The sequence below is a fragment of the Sphaerisporangium sp. NPDC049457 genome, assembly GCF_055586705.1.
This window is the reverse complement of the sequence record NZ_JBVJHR010000004.1, coordinates 315,999-335,131: the sequence shown is the minus strand read 5'-3', so window position 1 is coordinate 335,131 and position 19,133 is coordinate 315,999. Positions and strand designations below refer to the sequence as shown.

Below are 19,133 nucleotides of genomic sequence, written 5' to 3'. Positions count from 1 at the left end.
CGGTGGAGCTGACATTCCTGGAACCGCTGTACACCGCGGTAGCGACGGTGATCGCGTGGATTCACGCGGCGTACAGCGTCATCATTCCCCCCGACAACGGGCTGAACTGGGCATTGACCATCATCACGCTCACCGTGCTGATGCGTCTGCTGATCTTCCCGCTCTTCCTCAAGCAGATGCGCTCGTCGAAGAAGATGCAGGAACTCGCCCCCAAGGTTCAAGAGCTGCGCAAGAAGTACAAGAACGACAAGCAGCGCATGAACCAGGAGGTCATGAAGGTCTATCAGGAGGCCGGCGCCAACCCGCTGGGCGGCTGCCTGCCCGTGGTGGCCCAGTTCCCGATCTTCATCTCCGTCTTCACCGTGTTGCGGTCGATCGCCGAGGACAAGGCCGCGCACGGCATGACGCAGGAGATGGTGGACTCCGCCCGTTCCGCCCACATCTTCGGCGCGCCGATCCCGGCGACCTTCTTCACCAGCTCGGCCGAGATCCACGCCTTCGGCGCCGACCCGATCATCACGAAGATCATTCTGGGCATCTTCGTGGCGGTCAGCTCCGCCACCACCTTCCTCACGGTGCGGCAGAGCGTCACGCGCTCCATGGCGCAGATGCCCGACAACCCCATGGCGCAGCAGCAGAAGATCCTGATGTACATCTCGCCGCTGTTCGCGATCTTCAGCTTGAACTTCGCTCTCGGGCTTATCCTTTACTGGGTCACCACCAACCTGTGGACCTTGGGTCAGCAACACTGGTTCTACAGCCGGCATCCGATGCCGGTGGTCGACGCCAAGGGCAACATGGTGACGCCCGAGCCCAAGCCAGGGCTGCTGAGCAAGATCCTGCCGGGGAAGGCCGAAGCCAAGGAGCCCGCCGACGCGCCGCCGCCCGAGCCAGAACAGAAGATCATTCGCCAGCAGCCCACGCGGCAGCCGCGCAGCAAGCGCACAGGTAGCAAGAAGCCGTAGCCGGTTGTCTTAAAGGAGAGTCCGGACGTGACCGAAGTCAACGAGGAGCAGGCCCCGAAGGCCGCGCCCGACATCGCCGCTCTGGAGCAGGAGGGCGAGATCGCGGCCGACTACCTCGAAGGTCTGCTGGACATCGCCGACCTCGACGGCGACATCGACATGGATGTCGAAGGCGACCGCGCTCTCGTGTCCATCGTTGACATCAAGGGCAACGACCTCGTCGGCGAGAACGGCGAGGTGCTCGAAGCGCTGCAGGAGCTCACCCGCCTGGCCGTGCACCGCCGCACGGGCGAGCGTTCGCGCCTGATGCTCGACGTGGCCGGTTACCGGCAGGGCAAGCGCGCCGAGCTGAGCAAGCTCGGCGCCAAGGCCGCCGAGGACGTCAAGCGCTCCGGCCAGGCCAAGTCCCTGCAGCCGATGACGCCCTTCGAGCGCAAGATCGTGCACGACGCCGTCGCCGCGGCGGGCCTGCGGAGCGAGTCCGAGGGGGAGGAGCCCGAGCGCTACGTCGTCGTCCTCCCCGCCTGACGGCGATGGACGCCCTCGACGGACGGGCGCGCGGCCAACGGGCCTGGTGATACGAGCGAAGGGCCGCCGATCCTCACGGATCGGCGGCCCTTCGGCTGTCCGGCCCTTCCTGTCGGTGCGAGCCGGGCAACCCGATGCGTCCCCCTCTTTGTAACGCCCGGCGGCCTGCCGGACGCGGCGGCGCGGGTCCGCATGCCGAATCCGTACGCGATCTTGTGTCGTGCCGGACCCAGGGCTTGCCTCCCCCTGTCCGTCCACGTTCGCCCGGGCTGCCGTCATGTCCCCCGTGCGCGCCGATCGGACGCGTCGAGCCGTCGCCGACGACGGAGACGGCTACCCTTACGCGAAGATATGGCGACCGTTCTAGTTGAGTGAGTGATGGCGGAAAGCGACGAACTGCCCGACGCGCCCGACGTGGCGCGCGCGGTCTTCACCGGTGAGGCGTGGCCCCGGGCCCGGGCGTTCGCGGAGATGCTGGCGGGTCCCGGCGTCGTGCGCGGGCTGCTCGGTCCCAGAGAGGTCCCGCGCATCTGGGACCGGCACCTGCTCAACTGCGCCGTGGTGGCCGAGGCCGTGCCGGACGAAGCACACCTGGTCGACATCGGCTCCGGAGCCGGGCTGCCCGGCATCGTGCTGGCGATCGTGCGGCCCGACGTGAGAGTGACGCTGCTGGAACCGCTCCTGCGCAGGACGACCTTCCTGCAGGAGTGCGTGGAGGAGCTGAAGCTGGACAACGTGGAGGTGCTGCGCGGGCGCGCCGAGGAGCTTGTCGGCAAGCGGGTCTTCGACGTGGCGTCCGCGCGCGCCGTGGCGCCGCTCGACCGCCTGCTCGCCTGGTCGCTGCCCCTCCTGCACGAGGGCGGGCAACTGCTGGCGATGAAGGGTGAGCGCGCCGCCGAGGAACTCGACGCCGCGACAGAGCAATTGCAGGCATACGGCGTGCATTCCGCCGAGCTTGTCACGGTCGGGCGCGGTAAGGTCGATCCGCCCGCGACTCTTGTCCGGGTGGTCGCCGGACGCTCACCAGCTCGAAGTGCGCAGAGTGCGCGGCGCCGACGGAAGAGGTGACGGTTATGCCGGATACGGCAGGCGGCCTTGGATGGCCCGCTGGTCATGTCTCCGCCACGAGCGGAAGGCCCTCAGGTCTCGGCTGGCCGACCTTCCCTGATGCCGCCCCGCCGGTTGAAAGGACGACGACCGTGTCTCAACCCCCCCTTAACCCCGGCGATTCGCCGCTGGTCCGAGAGGCGCTCAGCTCAGTGGTCTCACGTGAAACAGCTCCATCAGCTCCGGTGGCCGCCGCTTCGATCGGCTACTCGTCCTCCTTGCAGGAGGGGGACTGGCCGCGTCCTCCGAAGCCGCGCATCATCACCATCGCCAACCAGAAGGGCGGCGTCGGCAAGACCACGACGGCGGTCAACCTCGCCGCAGGGCTGTCGATGCACGGCCAGCGCGTGCTCGTCGTCGACCTCGACCCGCAGGGCAACGCCTCCACAGCTCTGTCCGTCGAGCACCGCGGGGACGTTCCCTCGGTCTACCAGGTGCTGGTCGAAGATCTCCCGCTCGCGGACATCGTCAGCCCGGTGCCCGACATGCCGAACCTGTACTGCGCCCCGGCGACCATCGGCCTGGCCGGGGCCGAGATCGAGCTGGTGTCGCTGGTCGCCCGCGAGGCGCGGCTCAAGCGGGCGCTGGAGGCGTTCGACGCCGTCGACCTCGACTACATCTTCATTGACTGCCCGCCGTCGCTCGGCCTGCTCACGGTGAACGCCATGGTGGCGGCCGAAGAGGTGATGATCCCCATCCAGTGCGAGTACTACGCGCTGGAAGGCGTCAGCCAGCTCCTGCAGAACGTCGAGCTGGTCCGCGTCCACCTGAACCAGAGGCTCAAGGTCTCCACCATCCTGCTGACGATGTACGACGGCCGCACGCGGCTGGCGTCGCAGGTGGCCGACGAGGTGCGGTCCCACTTCGGTGACACGGTGCTCAACACGGTGATCCCGAGAAGCGTCCGGGTCTCCGAGGCGCCCAGCTACGGCCAGTCCGTGCTGACCTATGACGCCGGCTCCAGCGGCGCGATGGCGTACATGGAGGCCGCGCGGGAGATCGCGTTCCGCGCCGCGGCCGTGGCGGGAAGCTGACCCTCTCCGGCAGCGGTACCCTCCTGTGGAGTGTCCCGCGCCGGTTCCGGTGGTTCAGGCCAGATTCGAGGAATACGCGGCGACAGAGGCGGTGCCGGTCGTGACCGTCTCCGCGCGGGCGAGGCGTTGGGCGAGGAGGAGTCGTGGCTCAGCAGAGGCGTGGTGGTTTGGGGAAGGGGCTCGCGGCCCTGATCCCCAACGGGCCGGCCGTCGAGGCGCCGACCCCGGCCGGGCCGGTCGCGCAGGGCGCGTCGGCCGCGCAAGCTGCGTCGGTCGTCGAGGACGGGCCGAAGCCGGTCGCGGGGGCGTACTTCCTGGAGATCCCGCTCACGTCGATCATTCCGAACCCACGACAGCCCAGGGACATCTTCGACGACGATGCCCTCCGTGAGCTGGCCGACTCTATCAAGGAGGTCGGGCTTCTCCAGCCCATCGTGGTGCGCTCGGTGGGCGAGGGACGCTACGAGCTGATCATGGGGGAGCGGCGCTGGCGGGCGTCGCAGCTGCTGGACATGCGGGAGATCCCCGCGATCGTCCGGAGCACCCAGGACGACGAGATGCTCCGCGAGGCGCTCATCGAGAACCTCCAGCGCGAGCAGCTCAACGCGCTGGAAGAGGCCGCGGCCTATCGTCAGCTCCTGGACGACTTCGGCGCGACGCACGAGCAGCTCGCCCAGAGGGTCGGACGTTCCCGTTCGCACATCACCAACACCCTGCGCCTGCTGAACCTGCCCCCCAACGTCCAGACACGGGTGGCCGCGGGCACGATCAGCGCGGGGCACGCGCGCGCCCTGCTCGCCCTCAGCGACCCGGCGGCGCAAGAACACCTGGCGAACCGCATCGTCGCCGAAGGGCTGTCGGTGCGCACCGTGGAGGAGATCGTCTCCATGGGGGAGGCGACCGCGGCCCCCGCCCCCCGGGCCCGCCGCGCCAAGGACGCCCCCGAGCCCGCACTGGCGCACCTGGCAACCCGTCTGTCCGACCACTTCGAGACCCGGGTGAAGGTCGACCTCGGCCGCCACAAGGGCCGCATTGTTGTCGAGTTCGCCACCATGGACGACCTCGAACGCATCATCGGCGCAATGGCTCCCGAAGCCGCCACCGCCATCCACGCCCCCGAAGACTGACCCTCTCCTGGCCCACCCTGACTGACCTCAGGCCGCCTCTTGGGGACCCTTTCCCGAATCCTTGGCGTGCCCGCAGATCACCTGACGACTCCCCCTGCTGACCGTTCCCGCCGCGTAGCCCACACGTCCCCCTGTGGTCACCGCACAAGGCGACGGCCGTCACCCTCGCTGGTTTCACGTGAAACAACGCCACCGAGAAGACCGTCTGGCGTCTTCCGCTGTCTCCGGTGCGCTGTCCACGGACGTTCGCCGGGTGGGGCGCCGTACGAGGGCGCCGTCATCGCCGCACCACGACCCGCCGACCCGGCGCCGATCACATCGAACAGCCACTGGGTGGAGATATCCAGCGCGCCTACCGGATGGAGGGCGGCACCCGGTGAAGACAGGGGGCGCCTGCACCCGCGGACCGGCATCGCCGCCCCACGACTCGACCCGGCGCTGGTCACATCCAGCACGCACCGGGGGAGGACGGCACCCGGTGCAGGTGTGCGGCCGACCAGGCGCGGCCGTCGGCCTTGCTGGTTTCACGTGAAACAGCGCCACCGAGAAGACCGTCTGGCGTCTTCCGCTGTCTCCGGTGCGCTGTCCACGATCGTTCGCCGGGTGGGGCGCCGTACGAGGGCGCCGTCATCGCCGCACCACAACTCGCCGACCGGCGCCGATCACCGCCAGCGCCCACCGGATGGAGACGTCCAGCACGCGTCGGGAGGGGACACTCAGCACCCACCGGGTGGAGATTCCAGCGCCCACCGGGTGGAGGGCGGGAGTTGGTGGAGACGGGGGGTGTCCCTGGGGGGCGGTCAGGGGGTGGTTGCGGCTTTGAGGGAGTGGTGGATGTCGGTGATGAAGGTGTCGACGTCTTCTGGGGTGGTGTCGAACGCCGTCATCCAGCGGACGATGCCGAGCGAGGCGTCCCACACGTGGAACAGGTAACGCTCCTGGAGCTCGCTGATCGCCTGGGAGGGTAGCGCGGCGAAGACGGCGTTGGACTCGACCGGCCACGCGATGTCCAGCCCAGGGAGGTCGGCGACGCCGTCGGCCAGCCGGCGTGCCATCGCGTTCGCGTGGTCGGCGTTGCGCCGCCACAGCTCGCCGGTCAGCAACGCGGAGATCTGGGCCGAGACGAAGCGCATCTTGGAGGCGAGCTGGAGCGTCTGCCGACGGAGGTACGGCCCGGCCTCCGCGAGCTCCGGGCGCAGGACGACCACGGCCTCTCCGACGACGGCGCCGTTCTTGCTCGCACCGAAGCTGAGCACGTCGACCCCGGCGTCGGTGGTCAGCTCGCGCAGCGAGCAGCCGAGGTGGGCGGCGGCGTTGGCGAGGCGGGCGCCGTCCATGTGGAGCAGCAGGCCGTTGTCGTGCGCCGTCCGGGCGATGGCGGCGACCTCGTCGGTGGTGTAGCAGGTGCCGACTTCGGTGACCTCCGAGATGGACACCACCCGCGGCTGCACCACGCTGATGTTGCCGCGCTCACCGAGCCGGGCGATGATGTCCGCGGGGGTCAGCTTCCCGTCAGGGGTCGGAACGGTGACGAGCTTCACCCCGAGCACCCGCTCGCTCGCGCCCGTCTCGTGGGTGGCGATGTGCGCCGTCTCCGGACAGATGGTCGCCTCGTACCGGCGTCCCAGCATCATGCTCAGCGAAAGCATGTTGGCCCCGGTGCCGTTGAGCACGACCAGAGTGGTGGCGTGCTCGCCGAACTCGGCGCGCACCTGCCCGGCCAGGGCGCCGGTCCAGTCGTCGTCGCCGTACGCGGGGGCGTCGCCGGCGTTGGCGGCGGCCATGGCGTCGAGCACGGCCGGATGCGCACCGGCGTGGTTGTCGCTCGCGAAGCTCTTGGAGTAAAGCGGTTCGATCACGCCGCAAGGCTACGCCGCGGACCCGCACACCCACGGACCGGCCCGGTCACCAGGCGCCGGGGCCGATCGTACTCGGGGACGCCGAAGGGAATGGCCGGGCCGGCCGAAGAGGCGGATGGTCAGCGGGCGCGTTGGAGGGCGGAGGTGAGCAGGCCGCGGCAGATGGCGCCGAGATCCTGGCCGGCGGCCTCCACGGCCATCGGCAGCAGAGAGGTCTCGGTCATCCCGGGGGCGACGTTGACCTCCAGGAAGTACGGCTGCCCCTTGCCGTCGACGATGATGTCGGTGCGGGAGAGGTCACGCAGCCCGAGGGCCGTGTGCGCGGTGACGGCGAGTTGTGCGCACGCCTCGGCGACCTCCGGCCTGAGCCGCGCGGGCGCGAAGAACTCGGTGCGTCCGGCCGTGTAGCGCGCGGAGTAGTCGTACACGCCCTCGTCGGCGACGATCTCGACGGGCGGAAGAGCGGTGGGACCGTCCCCCAGGTCGACCACCGAGACCGCGACCTCCACGCCTTCGATGTACTGCTCGACGAGCGCCGTGTCGCCGTAGGCGAAGCAGCCGACCATGGCCGCGGGCAGCTCGTCGGCCTTGCGGACGATGGAGCCGCCCAGTGCCGACCCGCCGTGCGACGGCTTGACGAACAGCGGCAGGCCGAGCCGCTCGACGATGCGGCCGAGCACGGCCGAGGCGCCGAGGTCGTGGAAGGTCTCTTTGGGCAGCACGACGGCGTCGGGGGTGCGGACACCGACCGAGCGGACCATCGTCTTGGCGGTCGGCTTGTCGAAGGCGATGCGGCAGGCCTCAGGAGCGGCGCCCACGTACGGCAGGCCGAGCAGTTCGAGCACCGAACGGATGGCGCCGTCCTCGCCGCTGCCGCCGTGCAGCGTCACGAACACCACGTCGGGCGGGTCGGCCAGGACGGACGGCACCAGGCTGGCGTCGGTGTCCCGTGTCTCGACGTCGATGCCGGCCGCACGAAGCACCTCGCTCACGCGGCGGCCCGAGCGCAATGAGACCTCGCGCTCGTAGGACAGTCCGCCTGCCAGCACCAGCACATGGCCGAGATCGCTCATCGAGGACCTTTCTTACCGCTTGCTCTCAAAGGGCAGGCGCCGCCCCGGCCTGGGGAAGGCGCCTGCCGCACATCATCTTCAGGCTAGATCGGGGCCGGGGGTGTCGACGCCGCCGTGGGCGGGGGCGGAGCCGGTGCCGAACGTGTCGCGCATGAGCAGCTCTTGCTGGATCACGCCGGCCAGCCTGCGGACGCCCTCGCGGATGCGCTCGGGCTCGGGGTAGCAGTACGACAGGCGCATGTTCCGCGAGCCGGAGTCGTCGGCGTAGAACCCCGTGCCCGGCACGAACGCCACCCGTTCGGCGACGGCGCGGGGCAGGATCGCCTTGGAGTCGAGCCCCTCGGGCAGCGTCATCCACACGAAGAACCCGCCGGCGGGCCGCGTCCAGGTGCAGCCGGGCGGCATGAGCGCGTCCATCGCGCCGAGCAGGGCGTCGCGCCGCTCGCGGTAGAGCTCGCGGAACGACTTGATCTGCTCGCGCCACGGCTGCGTCGCCAGATACTGCCCGACGGCGAGCTGCGAGAAGCTTGAATGCGACAGGACGGCGGACTCCATGGCGAGCACCAGCTTGTCCCGCACGGCGTGCGGGGCCAGCGCCCATCCGACCCGGAAGCCCGGGGCCAGCGTCTTGGAGAACGACCCGAGATAGACCACGCCGTCCGGGTCGTCCGCCCGCAACGCCCGCATCGGGTCGCCGTCGAAGCCGAGCAGGCCGTACGGGTTGTCCTCCACGACGAGCACGCCGGCCCGTTGGCAGATCTCCATGACCTGGCGGCGCCGGGAGGCGCTGAGCGTGACGCCGGCCGGGTTCTGGAAGTTCGGCACGGTGTAGAGGAACTTGATGCGGCGGCCTTCGCGCGCCAGCGCGTCGATGGTGGCGGAGAGCTCCTCGGGGATGAGCCCCTCGTCGTCCATGGCGACGTGCACCACGGACGCCTGGTAGGCGGCGAAGGTGCCGAGGGCGCCGACATAGGAAGGGCCTTCGGCGAGGACGACGTCGCCAGGGTCGATGAAGATGCGGGTGATCAGGTCGAGGGCCTGCTGGGAGCCGACGGTGACCACGACGTCGTCGGGGCCGGCGTCGATGCCCTCCAGGCGCATGACCTCGCAGATCTGCTCGCGCAGGTGGGGGTCGCCCTGGCCGGAGCCGTACTGCAGGGCCACGGTGCCGCGGTGGGCCACCAGGTCGGCGACGATCTCGCCGACGGTGTCGAGGGGGAGGGCCGTGACGTACGGCATGCCGCCGGCCAGCGAGACCACCTCGGGCCTCGATGCGACGGCGAAAAGAGCTCGGATCTCGGAGGCCACCATGCCGGTCGCGCGTGCCGCGTACCGGTCGATGTAGGCGTCGATGCGCGACCCGTGGGCCGCCGTCCTCCGACCGTGATCCTGCTCTTGCGTCACGGTCCACCTCCTAGGGCATAGCCGAGCTAGGTTTCGTTGCGAAGTGACCAGCCTACGGCAGCCACCCTCGAAAGCTTCCCGCAATTCTTCACTTCAGGTGCTTCTTCCGACATTTCTGCCTGTATTTCTGGGGTGGACTTTGACCATGCCGGGGGCATGCCCAGCCCGTCGATCGGGCGCCCACCGCTGAAGTCGTCCGCGGACGGCTGGAATCCGCCGGCGGCGTCCCATAGTCGTTCGCACGCCGCCGATGTGGTGTCCGCCCTGCTCGGCGGCCTGTGGCGGCGACAGGCGGCGAGGCCCGACGGGCAGGACCCGCGTAGCCCGCTTTCACTCGGCTACCATGCCAGTTTGGAGACGCCGTAATTCGTGCGCATTTCCGCCATGACTCGCGTCGTCTCGCAAGGATTGGGGGGCCCGAGGTGTCGCGTCGGCTGGTGAACGTCACGCTGGACAACCTTGACGATCTGCCGCGCCGCTGCCGACGGTGTGTCTTCTGGGAGCTCGACCCGGTCAGCGGTGAGCGGGCGCAGCTGGCGGGCGATCCGGCGCTGGAGAAGGAGGCGTGGATCTCCGCGACCCTGCTCGAATGGGGGAGCTGCGGCAAGATCTGCTACGTCGACGGGGTGCCGGCCGGCTTCGTGCTCTATGCGCCGCCGCTTTACGTGCCCCGGTCGGTCGCCTTTCCCACCTCTCCTGTCAGCGCGGACGCCGTCCTGCTGATGACCGCGCACATCATTCCCGAATTCTCCGGGGGCGGGCTCGGCCGGATGCTCATCCAGGGCGTGGCGAAAGACCTGACGCGGCGCGGAGTGCGGGCGATCGAGGCGTTCGGCGACCTGAAATGGGAACAGCCGGGTTGCGTCATGCCCGCCGAATACCTGCTCGCGGTGGGGTTCAAGACGGTACGCCCACATCTGCGATTCCCACGGCTACGGCTGGAGCTCAAGACGGCGGCATCGTGGCGCGAGGACGTCGAGGTGGCGCTGGAACGCCTGCTCGGGTCCATGACCCCAGAACGGGCCCTTCGCCCCGTCTGAGACGATCTGAGCCCCGGGCCGCCATGATCCTGAGCCCGCGGGTCGCCACCATGAGCGTCCGCGCACACAGAGCCCTCCGCACACACAGAGCCCCCCGCGCCGATGGCGCGGAGGGCTCTGCTGGGTGGGTGCCGCCCGGAGGGAGGCGGCGGGTGGTACGAATCGCACGGTCGCCGACGGCGCGATCCGCAGGGGCGTCTAGATGACGCCGTCGAGCTCGCGGAGCAGCATGGCCTTCGGCTTGGCTCCGATGATCTGCTTCACGACCTCTCCACCCTTGTAGACGTTCAGGGTCGGGATCTGGAGTACGCCGTAGTCGCGCGGAGTCTCGGGATTCTCGTCAATGTTGATCTTGACGATGGTGAGCTTGTCGGCGTTCTCGGCGGCGATCTCCTGCAGGATCGGCGCGACCTGGCGGCACGGCCCGCACCACTCCGCCCAGAAGTCGACGAGGACGGGTTTGTCGCTCTTGAGCACCTCGGCCTCGAAGGTGGCGTCGGTCACGGATTTGATGTCGCCCACGATGTTCTCCCCTTGACTTGTGGCGGTGGCTTTGGCGGTGGCGGGTGAGGTCAGCTTGCGGTGGTGGCGCTCGCGGTCGCGGTGGCGCTCGCGGTGGCGTGCGCGCTCTCGGCGAGCCACCGCTCGGCGTCGATCGCCGCCGAGCAGCCGGTGCCCGCGGCGGTGATGGCCTGGCGGTAGATGTGGTCGACGACGTCGCCGCAGGCGAAGACGCCGTCGAGGTTGGTGCGGGTGCTCCGCGCCTCGACCTCGATGTAGCCGTCCTCGTCCAGTTCGAGCTGACCCTTGAACAGTTCGCTGCGCGGGTCGTGGCCGATGGCGACGAACATGCCCCCCACGGCCAGCTCGGTCTGCTCGCCGGTGTTGACGTCGCGGACCACGACGCCGGTGACCCGGTTGTCGCCGACGACGTCGACCACCTGGCTGTCCCAGAGGAAGCGGATCTTCTCGTTCGCGAACGCGCGATCTTGCATGATCTTGCTGGCGCGCAGCTCGGAGCGGCGGTGGATCACCGTGACCGAGCGGGCGAACCGGCTGAGGAAGGTGGCCTCCTCCATGGCGGTGTCGCCGCCGCCGACGACCACGATGTCATGGTCGCGGAAGAAGAAGCCGTCACAGGTGGCACACCACGAGACGCCGCGGCCGGACAAACGCTTCTCGTTCGGCAGCCCGAGCTCGCGGTAGCCGGAGCCGGTGGCGACGATGACCGTCTTGGCCAGGTAGGTCTCGGTGGCGGTCTTGACGACCTTGGGCGTCTGGGTCAGGTCGACCTCGACGACGTCGTCCGCGATCAGCTCGGCGCCGAAGCGCTCGGCCTGCTTGCGGAAGTTGTCCATCAGGTCGGGACCGAGGATGCCGTCCGGGAAGCCCGGGAAGTTCTCCACGTCGGTCGTGTTCATGAGCGCGCCACCGGCGGTGACCGAACCCTCGAACACAAGAGGATTGAGGTCAGCGCGTGCCGCGTAGACAGCTGCCGTGTAACCGGCCGGGCCAGACCCGATTATGATCACATTACGGACGTCGCTCACGCCTCTCGCCTTTCTGCGCATGGTGGTCCCGGCTGATCGCCGGTGTGCGTCGCCGCACGCTGTCCGGCTCTGGTGACCCGTTCGTGGATGCCAGTGGCGTCAACAGATCCTAGGCGTCCGGGATTCCCGCACCAGGCAAGCCGCGCCTTCCACAATAAGAAGTCCTCCGCGGAACCCGCGGAGGACTTCTTCGACACTGGGGTCAGAAGGGGCCGGTGCGGCCCTACTGCCAGCGGCTGACGGACGGCGGCCGCATGTTGCGGCAGTTGTCGTCAACGACGTACACCCAGACCGCGTTGTGCAGGCGATCCTTCCAGAAGGCCATCACGGTGGCCTCGCTGCCCTGGTAGAAGGCCTGGTCAACGCCGATCGGGTTGGGGTTCTTCCGCGAGCCCAGCTGGTCGCCCACCTGCTCGGAGATGCGGGTGATGCAGCGCACCACCGACGGGTCTCCCGAGGCGTCCCCGGTGGAACCGGGGCCGTAGGCGCCGACGTAGGTCGCCAGCGGGCCGTCGAGCACCGTGTTGGAGTAGTTGAAGTCACTGCTCGCGATCACGTAGCTCGGCCCCCCGCGGCCCGGCCCTATGGTCGTCGGCTTCGAGGGCTGGCCGCTGGGCGTCGCAGCCGCCGTGGGGATGGCCTCGGCGAGGGGGGGAGGACTGCCTCCCGTCCCGGTGCCCGAGGCCGTCAGCATGCTCGCCGACACTCCGGCGACGCCGATGACGGCCGCGGCCGCCACGCTCGCCACCGCGGGCATCCGCCAGGAATGCCGCCGGGACGCCTTGCGGCGCCTCGCGGGGACGACGGTGCCGTCGTCGGCCACGACGCCGAGGCGCACGACCTCCTCGGGCTGCTGAACCGGTGGCTCGAACGGCTCCGGCGGCTCGGCGGCCACCGCGGGCATCGCCCGCAGCGGTGGCTCGGCGGCCGGCAAGGGCGCCGCGGGCGTCGTCTCCCAAGGAGAGGCCGGCGCGGTCTCCCAGGGGGAGTCCGCCATGATGCGATCCCAGTCGGGAGCCTCGTCGAGCCGCAGCCCGCCGGACCTCCTCGCCTCGGCTTCGGCGCCCAGTGCCTTGTCGATGCGGAGCGCGACGCCCATCGGCATCGCGGGCACCGGCACTCCCGCGAGCATCTCGCGGACCGCGGCCAGGTCGGCGAGGCTCTCCCCACAGGGATCGCATACCGCGAGATGCTCGCGGACCCGCGCGGCCGTGGCGCCGTCGAGAAGACCCTCTGCCAGCTCGGCGAGGATCTCCATATCGTAGTGCGTATCACCCGTCACGAAGTTCTGCTCCCTTCGCGGATGAGACGCGAGATAGGTCCGAACGGTTCCGCAGATGGGAAAGAATCGGGGCAAGTTTGGCGCGGCCCCGAGCGCAACGGCTCTTGACCGTGCCGGTCGGCACGCCGAGCACCTGGGCGGCGTCGTCGACGGAGTACCCCATCATGTCGACCAGCACCAACGCCGCGCGCTGGTCGGCCGGGAGCAGCTTGAGGGCGGCCGTGACCTCCATGGAGACGTCGCGGTCGCCGGTCTGGTCGGGTATCGGAGTGTCCCGCTCGGCGGCCTCGACGAGTTCGTCGTCGGCGACCGGGCGGATCGACTTGCGCCGCATGCGGTCGAGGCAGGCGTTCACGACGATGCGGTGGAGCCAGGTGGTCACCGCCGCTTCGCCGCGGAAGCTGTCGGCCTTGCGGTAGGCGGAGACGAAGGCGTCCTGAACGGCGTCGGCCGCCTCGTCGGGGTCACCGAGCGTACGCAGCGCCACCGCCCACATGCGGTCGCGATGACGCCGGACGATCTCGCTGAAGGCGTGTGGATCGCCGCCGATATGGCTCGTCAGCAGGTCGGCGTCGGACAACGCGGACCGTGCGGCGTGCTGAGCCGCCGGCGGGCTATCGGGAGGAGGGTTCACAACGCGTGTCCTGTTATGCCGATCCGGGAGAGTGCACCACTACGTCATAGATGGTGCCACGAAACTTCCCCTCAAAGGCCGGAAGGCGCGTAAACCAGATCAAAACGTACCGACCGCTGGTGGCCTTCTCCGGGGTGAGGGTCACCGTGCCGGAGACATTCTCCTGCTTGGCGACGGTTTTCAGCGCACCGAGATCGGCCGAGTCGCCGATGCGCAACTCGATGGTGGAACCCGGCGTGTCGCCCAGTGAGACGACCACATCGGCGACCGGCGTCGGCTTGGACAGCTCGACGATGAGGCCGACGCCCTTCTTCAGGCCGCCGAGTTCGGCGGTGTTGTACTTGTCGGTGTGCCACTCGGTGGACGGCTTGCCGTCGATGGCCAGGGGCGCCCACTCGGGATGCTCGGAATGGTCGGTGCCCAGCGGGTCGAACCCGTTGGCGCTCGACGGCTTCACCGTGGTGATCTTCGGCTGCGGAGCCTGCGAGGGGGAGGAGGACGCCGCGGGCGGGGGCTGCCGCCTGCCGAGGCTCTGACCCAGTGTCCACGCCCCGATGCCGACCGCCGCGATGACCAGCACGACCACGAGAGTGATCACCACTCGGCCCGCCATGCCCCCGGACCTGCGCGGCATGGTGTGCACCGGCGTGTGCTGGTAGGCGGTCGAGTGGGACTGCCGGGGCGGCTCGGTGTCGACCGGGGCCTCCGAGCGCAGGCTGACCGCGGGCGGCGTCACCGACACCGGGACGGGCGCGGGCCTCGGCACCTCGGCGAGCGCCTCGGCCACCGCGGCGGGCGTCGCCAGCGCGGGCAGGCCCCGTCTCGGCTCCTGCAACAGGGCGCGGCAGGTGATGGCGTCCAGGAAGCCGGGGACGCCCGCGGTGACCTGGCGCGGCGTGCAGACCTTGCCGTCGTCGAGCGGGGCGGGCGGCAGCTCGACGTCCCCGTCGCCGGGCCAGTGGCCGGTCAGCGCGGTGTACAGCAGGCGGCCGAGCCCCTGGGCGTCGTCGCGGGCGGCGTTGTCGCTCTCGATGTCGCTCAGCGAGGCGTCGACGGCCAGCCCGAGCAGCTTGACGGTGCTTCCGGCGGTCCAGATGAGGCGGTCGGGGGTGAGGCACAGGTGAGCGAGGCCGGACTCGTGGGCGTGCGCGACCGCCTCGGCGGCCTCGGCCACCAGCGCGGCGGCCCGCTCGGGCGCCATGGGCCCGGAGGACACCATGTCGGTCAGGGTCTCACCGGTGACCCACTCGCTCACCACGTACGCCTGGCCGTTCTCCTCGGCGGCGTCGAAGACCTGGGTGAGCCGGGGGTCGGTCAGGCGGCTGGCCCGGCGGGCCGCGGTGACGACTTCGGAGACGCGGTCGAAGTCGGGATCGAGCGTGAGGACACAGACGGGCCGGGCGAGCACCTCGTCGATGGCCTTCCACAAGGTGGCGCCACCCGACTCGCTGACGCGGTCTTCCAGGCGGAACCGGTCGGCCAGGCGGCCGCCGGGCTCCACGGCCGGGGCGCTCATGAGGTGATCCTCTCCCTGGTCGCGGGCGATGTCCGTGCGAATGACCCCACGCCCCTCCTGCTCTTCGTCAGCCGGTGGCGCGCGATCGTCACCGTGCGCCGGGCACCATCGTAGTCCGGAGCGGCTGTCGTCCGTGTTGCCCTTTGAACACGGGCGAACCGGACTTCCGGGTTACCTATGACTAGCGGCCTACCCGTCCCGCCACAAGTCCAATGATCGAGCTGATCTCCGCGATGCGCATGCGGTGCGAGGTGAGCAGGTAGAGAACTCCGCCGAGCCCGCCACCCGCCACCAGCATGATCGCCGAGGTCAGCGGCGTGACGCCGGCCAGTTCCTTGGTGGCCCACAGGGCGGCCAGCGCGACGACGGCCGCAGGGATGGCGGCGACGTACATGCGCGAGAGCCCGGAGGCGACGAGGCGGCCGCCGAGCCCGCCGCCCACCTTGCGGCTCGCCAGCGTCCAGGCGATCGTCCCGCCGACCACGTACGCCATGGTGAACGACGCGGCGAGCCCCATGACGATGAGCCGCGGCGGCAGCGTGAGGTACAGGATGTAGGCCACCGTGGCGTTCACCGCGACGTTCCCCGCGGCGATGAGCGCGGGGGTGCGGGTGTCGCCGAAGCTGTAGAACACCCGCAGCAGCAGCTGGTAGATCGAGAACGGCACCAGCGCGAGCCCGAACACCTGCAGGACGTTGCCCATGTTCACGGCGTCCTCGACCGAGGTGCTGCCGTGCCCGAAGATCAGCACCGTCACCGCCGGGCCGAGGACCATGAGCAGCAGCCCGCACGGCACGATCACACAGCACACCAGGCGCACGCCGGAGGCGAACTCCTCGCGGATGGCGCCGTACTCGCCCTCGTGCACATACCGGCTCATGCGCGGAAGCATCGCGGTGATCACCGAGACGGCGATGATGCCGTAGGGCAGCTGGAAGAGCTGGAAGGCGTAGCTGTAGGAGGCGATGCCGGCGACGTGCTCGCCGCCGGCCTTCGCGGTGGCGCCGGTCGCGAGGTTCGTCGTCACGATGAAGGACACCTGGTTGAACACGACGAACGCGAGCGTCCACACGCCCGCTCTGCCCATCTCGCCCAGCCTGGCGTTGCGCAGGTCGAACCGCGGGACGAACCTGAACCCGGCGCGGTGTACCGCGATCACCAGGACGATCGACTGGATCACGATGCCCGTGGTGGTGCCGACGCCGAGAAGGAACAGGTCGGAGGCGGTGACCGCCCCGATGTTCCCGCCGGTGCTGCTGACCAGGTGGTACAGGAGGCCGACCCCGATCACCACGATGTTGTTCAGCACCGGCGCCCACATGGGGGCCGCGAACCGGTCGCGGGTGTTCAAGATGGCGCCGGAGATGGCGCCGACGCCGAAGAACGCGATCTGGGGAAGGATGTAGCGCGCGAGCGTGGTGGCGACCTCGGCCTCGCGCGCGGGCAGGTCGGTGGTGAGCAGGTCGATCAGCAGCGGAGCGCACAGTACGCCGACGACCGCGATCGCCACCAGCGCCAGCGTGGCCACGGTCATCAGCCGCTGCTCGTAGGCGCGGCCGCCGTCGGCGTCGTGCTTCTGCGCCTTGACGATCATCGGGACGATGACGCTGCTGAGCACTCCGCCGATGAGCAGGTCGAACAGGATGAACGGGATCGTGTACGCGACGTTGTAGGCGTCTCCCAGGGCGGCGACGCCGATGGCGGAGGCGAGCACCGCCGTGCGCACGAAGCCGGTCAGGCGGGACACCATGGTGCCCGCGGCCATGATCGCGCTCGCGCGCAACATGCGGCTCATGAAGGCCCCTCTCGCTGCTGTGCCGGTTCGGGTACGGCCCGGGGGGCGCCGCGCGCCGCGCCGCGAGCCTTGGCGATCTTGCGTGAGCGGCGGCGCACGACGCGCAGCAGTACGGCGGCGAGCATGACCGCGACGGCCGCGCCCACGATGACCAGCGCGATGGCGGCGTAGCCCGTGGTGCGCACGGTGATCTCGACGGGAGCGCCGTAGCGGATGCCGTTCGCGGTGGTGAGCTGCACTTTGACCGTCGTCTCACCGCTGCCGTTGGCCGTCATCGGGATGTCGATCGGACGGGTCTTGCCGGGACTGATGGTGACGGGCGACTCGTAGGCGCCGATGGTGAGCAGCTTGCGGTCGCCCGAGGTGATGCGGACGCCGACCGTCACCTCCTGATCGCCCAGGTCGTTGCGGATGCTGATCGGCACGATGCCGTTCTTGCCGGCGAGCGCGCGCCCTTCGCCGCTGGTGATCGAGATGGCCTCGGTGCGCCTGGTGACGGCGGCGTCGACCTGCTCGAGCAGCGGCGCGGCGGCGCCGGTACGGCCGCGCCAGGCGGTCGAGGCGGCGCGGAGCAGCGCGGTGTCGAACACCCGGCGGTGGTCACCGGCGACGGTGGCGGTCAGCTCGGCGCGCCTGCTGAGCTTCCTGACGCCGCCGACGTACGCCCGGCTCAGCTCCGCCTGCCGGTCCTTGTCGGAGTACATCAGGTCGGCGCGCGGGACCCCCGTCTTGGCGGAGGGCTTGATGGAGTTCAGGGAGACGGGCTTGAGCCAGGGGGCCGAGGCCGCGGTCTTCAGCAGCGTGGTGACGAAGGCGGGGTCGGGGTTCCACCGGCGCGAGGGCGCCGCCACGACCGCGCGCGACTCGGTGGGACGCTCGGCGCTGATCATCGCGGTCTCGGCGAGGAAGCGCTGGGTGACCAGGGCCGTCACGTTCGGCGCCGAGGTGCCGGTCGTGGTGATCAGCTCGCTCAGCACCGGGTCGGCCAGCAGCGCGCGCACCGGCCTTCGCACGGTGTCCACCGTGGCGGCGGCGTTCGGCGTGTAGGTGACCGGGATGCTGGGCGGGAGGGCGGAGGCGTTCAGCAGGACGGTGCGCACGTCCCCGACGGCCAGGACGTCCAGCGCGTCGCGGTCGACCACCCCGGCGGCCGGCCAGTTGACGGCGGTGGTGACCTGCTTGCCCAGCAGCGTGGTGGCGACGGCGGCGCCCTGCTTGAGCGCGATGCCGGTGGCGGTGTCCAGACCGTGGTGGTTGACCGCCGTGACGTCCAGGTCGGCGTACGGGACCGCGGAGACGGGGACGTCCTGCAGGGCCGTGCGCAGCCGCTGCAGCCATTGCGAGGCGGTCTGGTCGCCGGGCCGGCTGGAGCTCTTGTCGCCGGACCTGAGCGTGTACCCCTTCGCCATGGCCTGCGCGTCGTCGAGCACCGCCGGGTCGACGAACCAGTTCACACCCTTGGCGGGGGTCTCGGCGATCTTGAGGATCTTGCCCAGGCGGCCGCCGTCGGCGACGGTGTCGTGCAGGCCGTCGTCGACGAAGGTGGCGTCGTCGCCGCGGTGGGGCTGGTCGACGATGGGGAGCGCCCAGGCGATCTTCGTGCGGGCGACCTGCTGGTCTTTGGGGGCGTAGGGCAGGAACGTGCGCTGCGCGGCGAGCTGACGCCCGGCCGCGTCGATGATCTCGATGGTGAGGGGGTAGACGCCGAAGCGGTACATGCCCAGCTCCGCCGCCGTGGTGGTGAACTCGAAGGGGACCTTCTGGGAGGCCACCAACTGGCCGACCACCAGGGAGTCGCGAGAGGAGTCCAGCATCGGGCCGCCGTCGGCGAACGCCTGCATCTCGGCGCGGGTGGCGAACGGCTGGCGGGAGAAGCGCAGGCGGAGCGTGAGCGAGTTGAGGGTGGTGCCGCCGGTGTTGGCGACCGCTCCGGAGACCTTGATCTCGGCGGCCGGTTCGCGGGGCGCCTGCGGCGTGATCGAGTTGATCACGATCTGCGTTTCCTGCCGGCCGGTGGCCGCCGCACCGGCGTGCGCGGAGCGGGCCCGCGCCTGGAGCGTCGCGTGCGAGGAATGCGCCTGCGTCACCGCGACGGCCCGCTCGGCGCCCGTACCCGCCGCACCGGCCGAGGCACCGGCGACGGCCGCCGGCGTCGTGAGGAACGCGGCGGTCAGGGCGAAGATCGGGGCGGCTCCGCGGATCACGTGCCGGCCAGGGGT

The 19,133-nt window shown here is 70.1% G+C and carries 16 protein-coding genes; 6 read left to right on the top strand and 10 right to left on the bottom strand.

Translation table 11 applies throughout. From position 1 onward, the window contains the following. The first annotated feature begins 2 nt into the window (after positions 1-2). The 5 genes from yidC to ACZ6QO_RS09105 all read left to right on the top strand — a co-directional run bounded on the left by yidC (position 3) and on the right by ACZ6QO_RS09105 (position 4,761). Entirely contained in the window at positions 3-965 is a 963-nt protein-coding gene (gene yidC / locus ACZ6QO_RS09125) for a membrane protein insertase YidC (protein ID WP_465849110.1), read from the top strand. A 27-nt stretch (positions 966-992) separates the two neighbouring features. Further along, positions 993-1,493, top strand: a complete 501-nt coding sequence (locus ACZ6QO_RS09120) for a Jag family protein (protein ID WP_465849109.1) — start codon at positions 993-995, stop codon at positions 1,491-1,493. A gap of 378 nt (positions 1,494-1,871) precedes the next feature. Then, entirely contained in the window at positions 1,872-2,561 is a 690-nt protein-coding gene (gene rsmG / locus ACZ6QO_RS09115; protein ID WP_465849107.1) for a 16S rRNA (guanine(527)-N(7))-methyltransferase RsmG, read from the top strand. A 224-nt stretch (positions 2,562-2,785) separates the two neighbouring features. Continuing rightward, on the top strand, positions 2,786-3,634 hold the full coding sequence (locus tag ACZ6QO_RS09110) for a ParA family protein (protein WP_465849105.1): 849 nt from the start codon (positions 2,786-2,788) through the stop codon (positions 3,632-3,634). Between the two features lie 143 nt (positions 3,635-3,777). After that, positions 3,778-4,761: a ParB/RepB/Spo0J family partition protein gene (locus tag ACZ6QO_RS09105; protein ID WP_465849104.1), complete on the top strand. Its 984-nt coding sequence runs from the start codon at positions 3,778-3,780 to the stop codon at positions 4,759-4,761. A gap of 800 nt (positions 4,762-5,561) precedes the next feature. Here the strand turns inward: ACZ6QO_RS09105 and ACZ6QO_RS09100 are convergent. From ACZ6QO_RS09100 to ACZ6QO_RS09090, 3 genes are all read right to left on the bottom strand, one after another. After that, positions 5,562-6,620, bottom strand: coding sequence for a threonine aldolase family protein (locus ACZ6QO_RS09100; RefSeq protein ID WP_465849103.1), 1,059 nt, complete (start codon positions 6,618-6,620; stop codon positions 5,562-5,564). A gap of 119 nt (positions 6,621-6,739) precedes the next feature. Beyond that, positions 6,740-7,693 (bottom strand): D-alanine--D-alanine ligase family protein, encoded by a 954-nt coding sequence (locus tag ACZ6QO_RS09095; protein WP_465849101.1) that lies wholly within the window; start codon positions 7,691-7,693, stop codon positions 6,740-6,742. 78 nt (positions 7,694-7,771) lie between these two features. Further along, a complete protein-coding gene (locus tag ACZ6QO_RS09090; RefSeq protein ID WP_465849184.1) occupies positions 7,772-9,004 on the bottom strand; it encodes an aminotransferase-like domain-containing protein in 1,233 nt (410 codons plus the stop codon). Positions 9,005-9,519: 515 nt separating this feature from the next. Between ACZ6QO_RS09090 and ACZ6QO_RS09085 the strand changes: the two genes are divergently transcribed. Continuing rightward, positions 9,520-10,137: a GNAT family N-acetyltransferase gene (locus ACZ6QO_RS09085; protein ID WP_465849099.1), complete on the top strand. Its 618-nt coding sequence runs from the start codon at positions 9,520-9,522 to the stop codon at positions 10,135-10,137. A 198-nt stretch (positions 10,138-10,335) separates the two neighbouring features. Here the strand turns inward: ACZ6QO_RS09085 and trxA are convergent, their stop codons facing one another. From trxA to ACZ6QO_RS09050, 7 genes are all read right to left on the bottom strand, one after another. Next, positions 10,336-10,659, bottom strand: coding sequence for a thioredoxin (gene trxA, locus ACZ6QO_RS09080; RefSeq protein ID WP_465849098.1), 324 nt, complete (start codon positions 10,657-10,659; stop codon positions 10,336-10,338). A gap of 50 nt (positions 10,660-10,709) precedes the next feature. After that, on the bottom strand, positions 10,710-11,687 hold the full coding sequence (gene trxB, locus ACZ6QO_RS09075) for a thioredoxin-disulfide reductase (protein WP_465849097.1): 978 nt from the start codon (positions 11,685-11,687) through the stop codon (positions 10,710-10,712). A gap of 223 nt (positions 11,688-11,910) precedes the next feature. Further along, entirely contained in the window at positions 11,911-12,969 is a 1,059-nt protein-coding gene (locus ACZ6QO_RS09070; protein ID WP_465849096.1) for a zf-HC2 domain-containing protein, read from the bottom strand. Continuing rightward, the gene (sigM, locus tag ACZ6QO_RS09065) at positions 12,959-13,603 is read right to left on the bottom strand and encodes an RNA polymerase sigma factor SigM (protein ID WP_465849094.1); all 645 of its coding nucleotides are present in this window, start codon (positions 13,601-13,603) and stop codon (positions 12,959-12,961) included. The genes ACZ6QO_RS09070 and sigM overlap by 11 nt, the downstream gene beginning before the upstream one ends. A 13-nt stretch (positions 13,604-13,616) precedes the next feature. Then, a complete protein-coding gene (locus ACZ6QO_RS09060; RefSeq protein ID WP_465849092.1) occupies positions 13,617-15,119 on the bottom strand; it encodes a protein kinase family protein in 1,503 nt (500 codons plus the stop codon). A gap of 181 nt (positions 15,120-15,300) precedes the next feature. Then, positions 15,301-16,914, bottom strand: a complete 1,614-nt coding sequence (murJ, locus tag ACZ6QO_RS09055; protein ID WP_465849091.1) for a murein biosynthesis integral membrane protein MurJ — start codon at positions 16,912-16,914, stop codon at positions 15,301-15,303. After that, positions 16,911-19,118 carry a DUF6049 family protein gene (locus ACZ6QO_RS09050; RefSeq protein WP_465849089.1) on the bottom strand — a complete coding sequence of 736 codons (2,208 nt, stop codon included), beginning with the start codon at positions 19,116-19,118 and terminating at the stop codon, positions 16,911-16,913. Before ACZ6QO_RS09050 ends, murJ begins: the two co-directional genes overlap by 4 nt. Positions 19,119-19,133: the final 15 nt, after the last annotated feature.

Bases quoted from the DNA above. Each gene is read 5' to 3' on its own strand.
- rsmG (WP_465849107.1), top strand. From the start codon at position 1,872: ATGGCGGAAAGCGACGAACTGCCCGACGCGCCCGACGTGGCGCGCGCG.
- ACZ6QO_RS09095 (WP_465849101.1), bottom strand. From the start codon at position 7,693: ATGAGCGATCTCGGCCATGTGCTGGTGCTGGCAGGCGGACTGTCCTAC.
- ACZ6QO_RS09090 (WP_465849184.1), bottom strand. From the start codon at position 9,004: ATGGTGGCCTCCGAGATCCGAGCTCTTTTCGCCGTCGCATCGAGGCCC.
- ACZ6QO_RS09060 (WP_465849092.1), bottom strand. From the start codon at position 15,119: ATGAGCGCCCCGGCCGTGGAGCCCGGCGGCCGCCTGGCCGACCGGTTC.
- murJ (WP_465849091.1), bottom strand. From the start codon at position 16,914: ATGAGCCGCATGTTGCGCGCGAGCGCGATCATGGCCGCGGGCACCATG.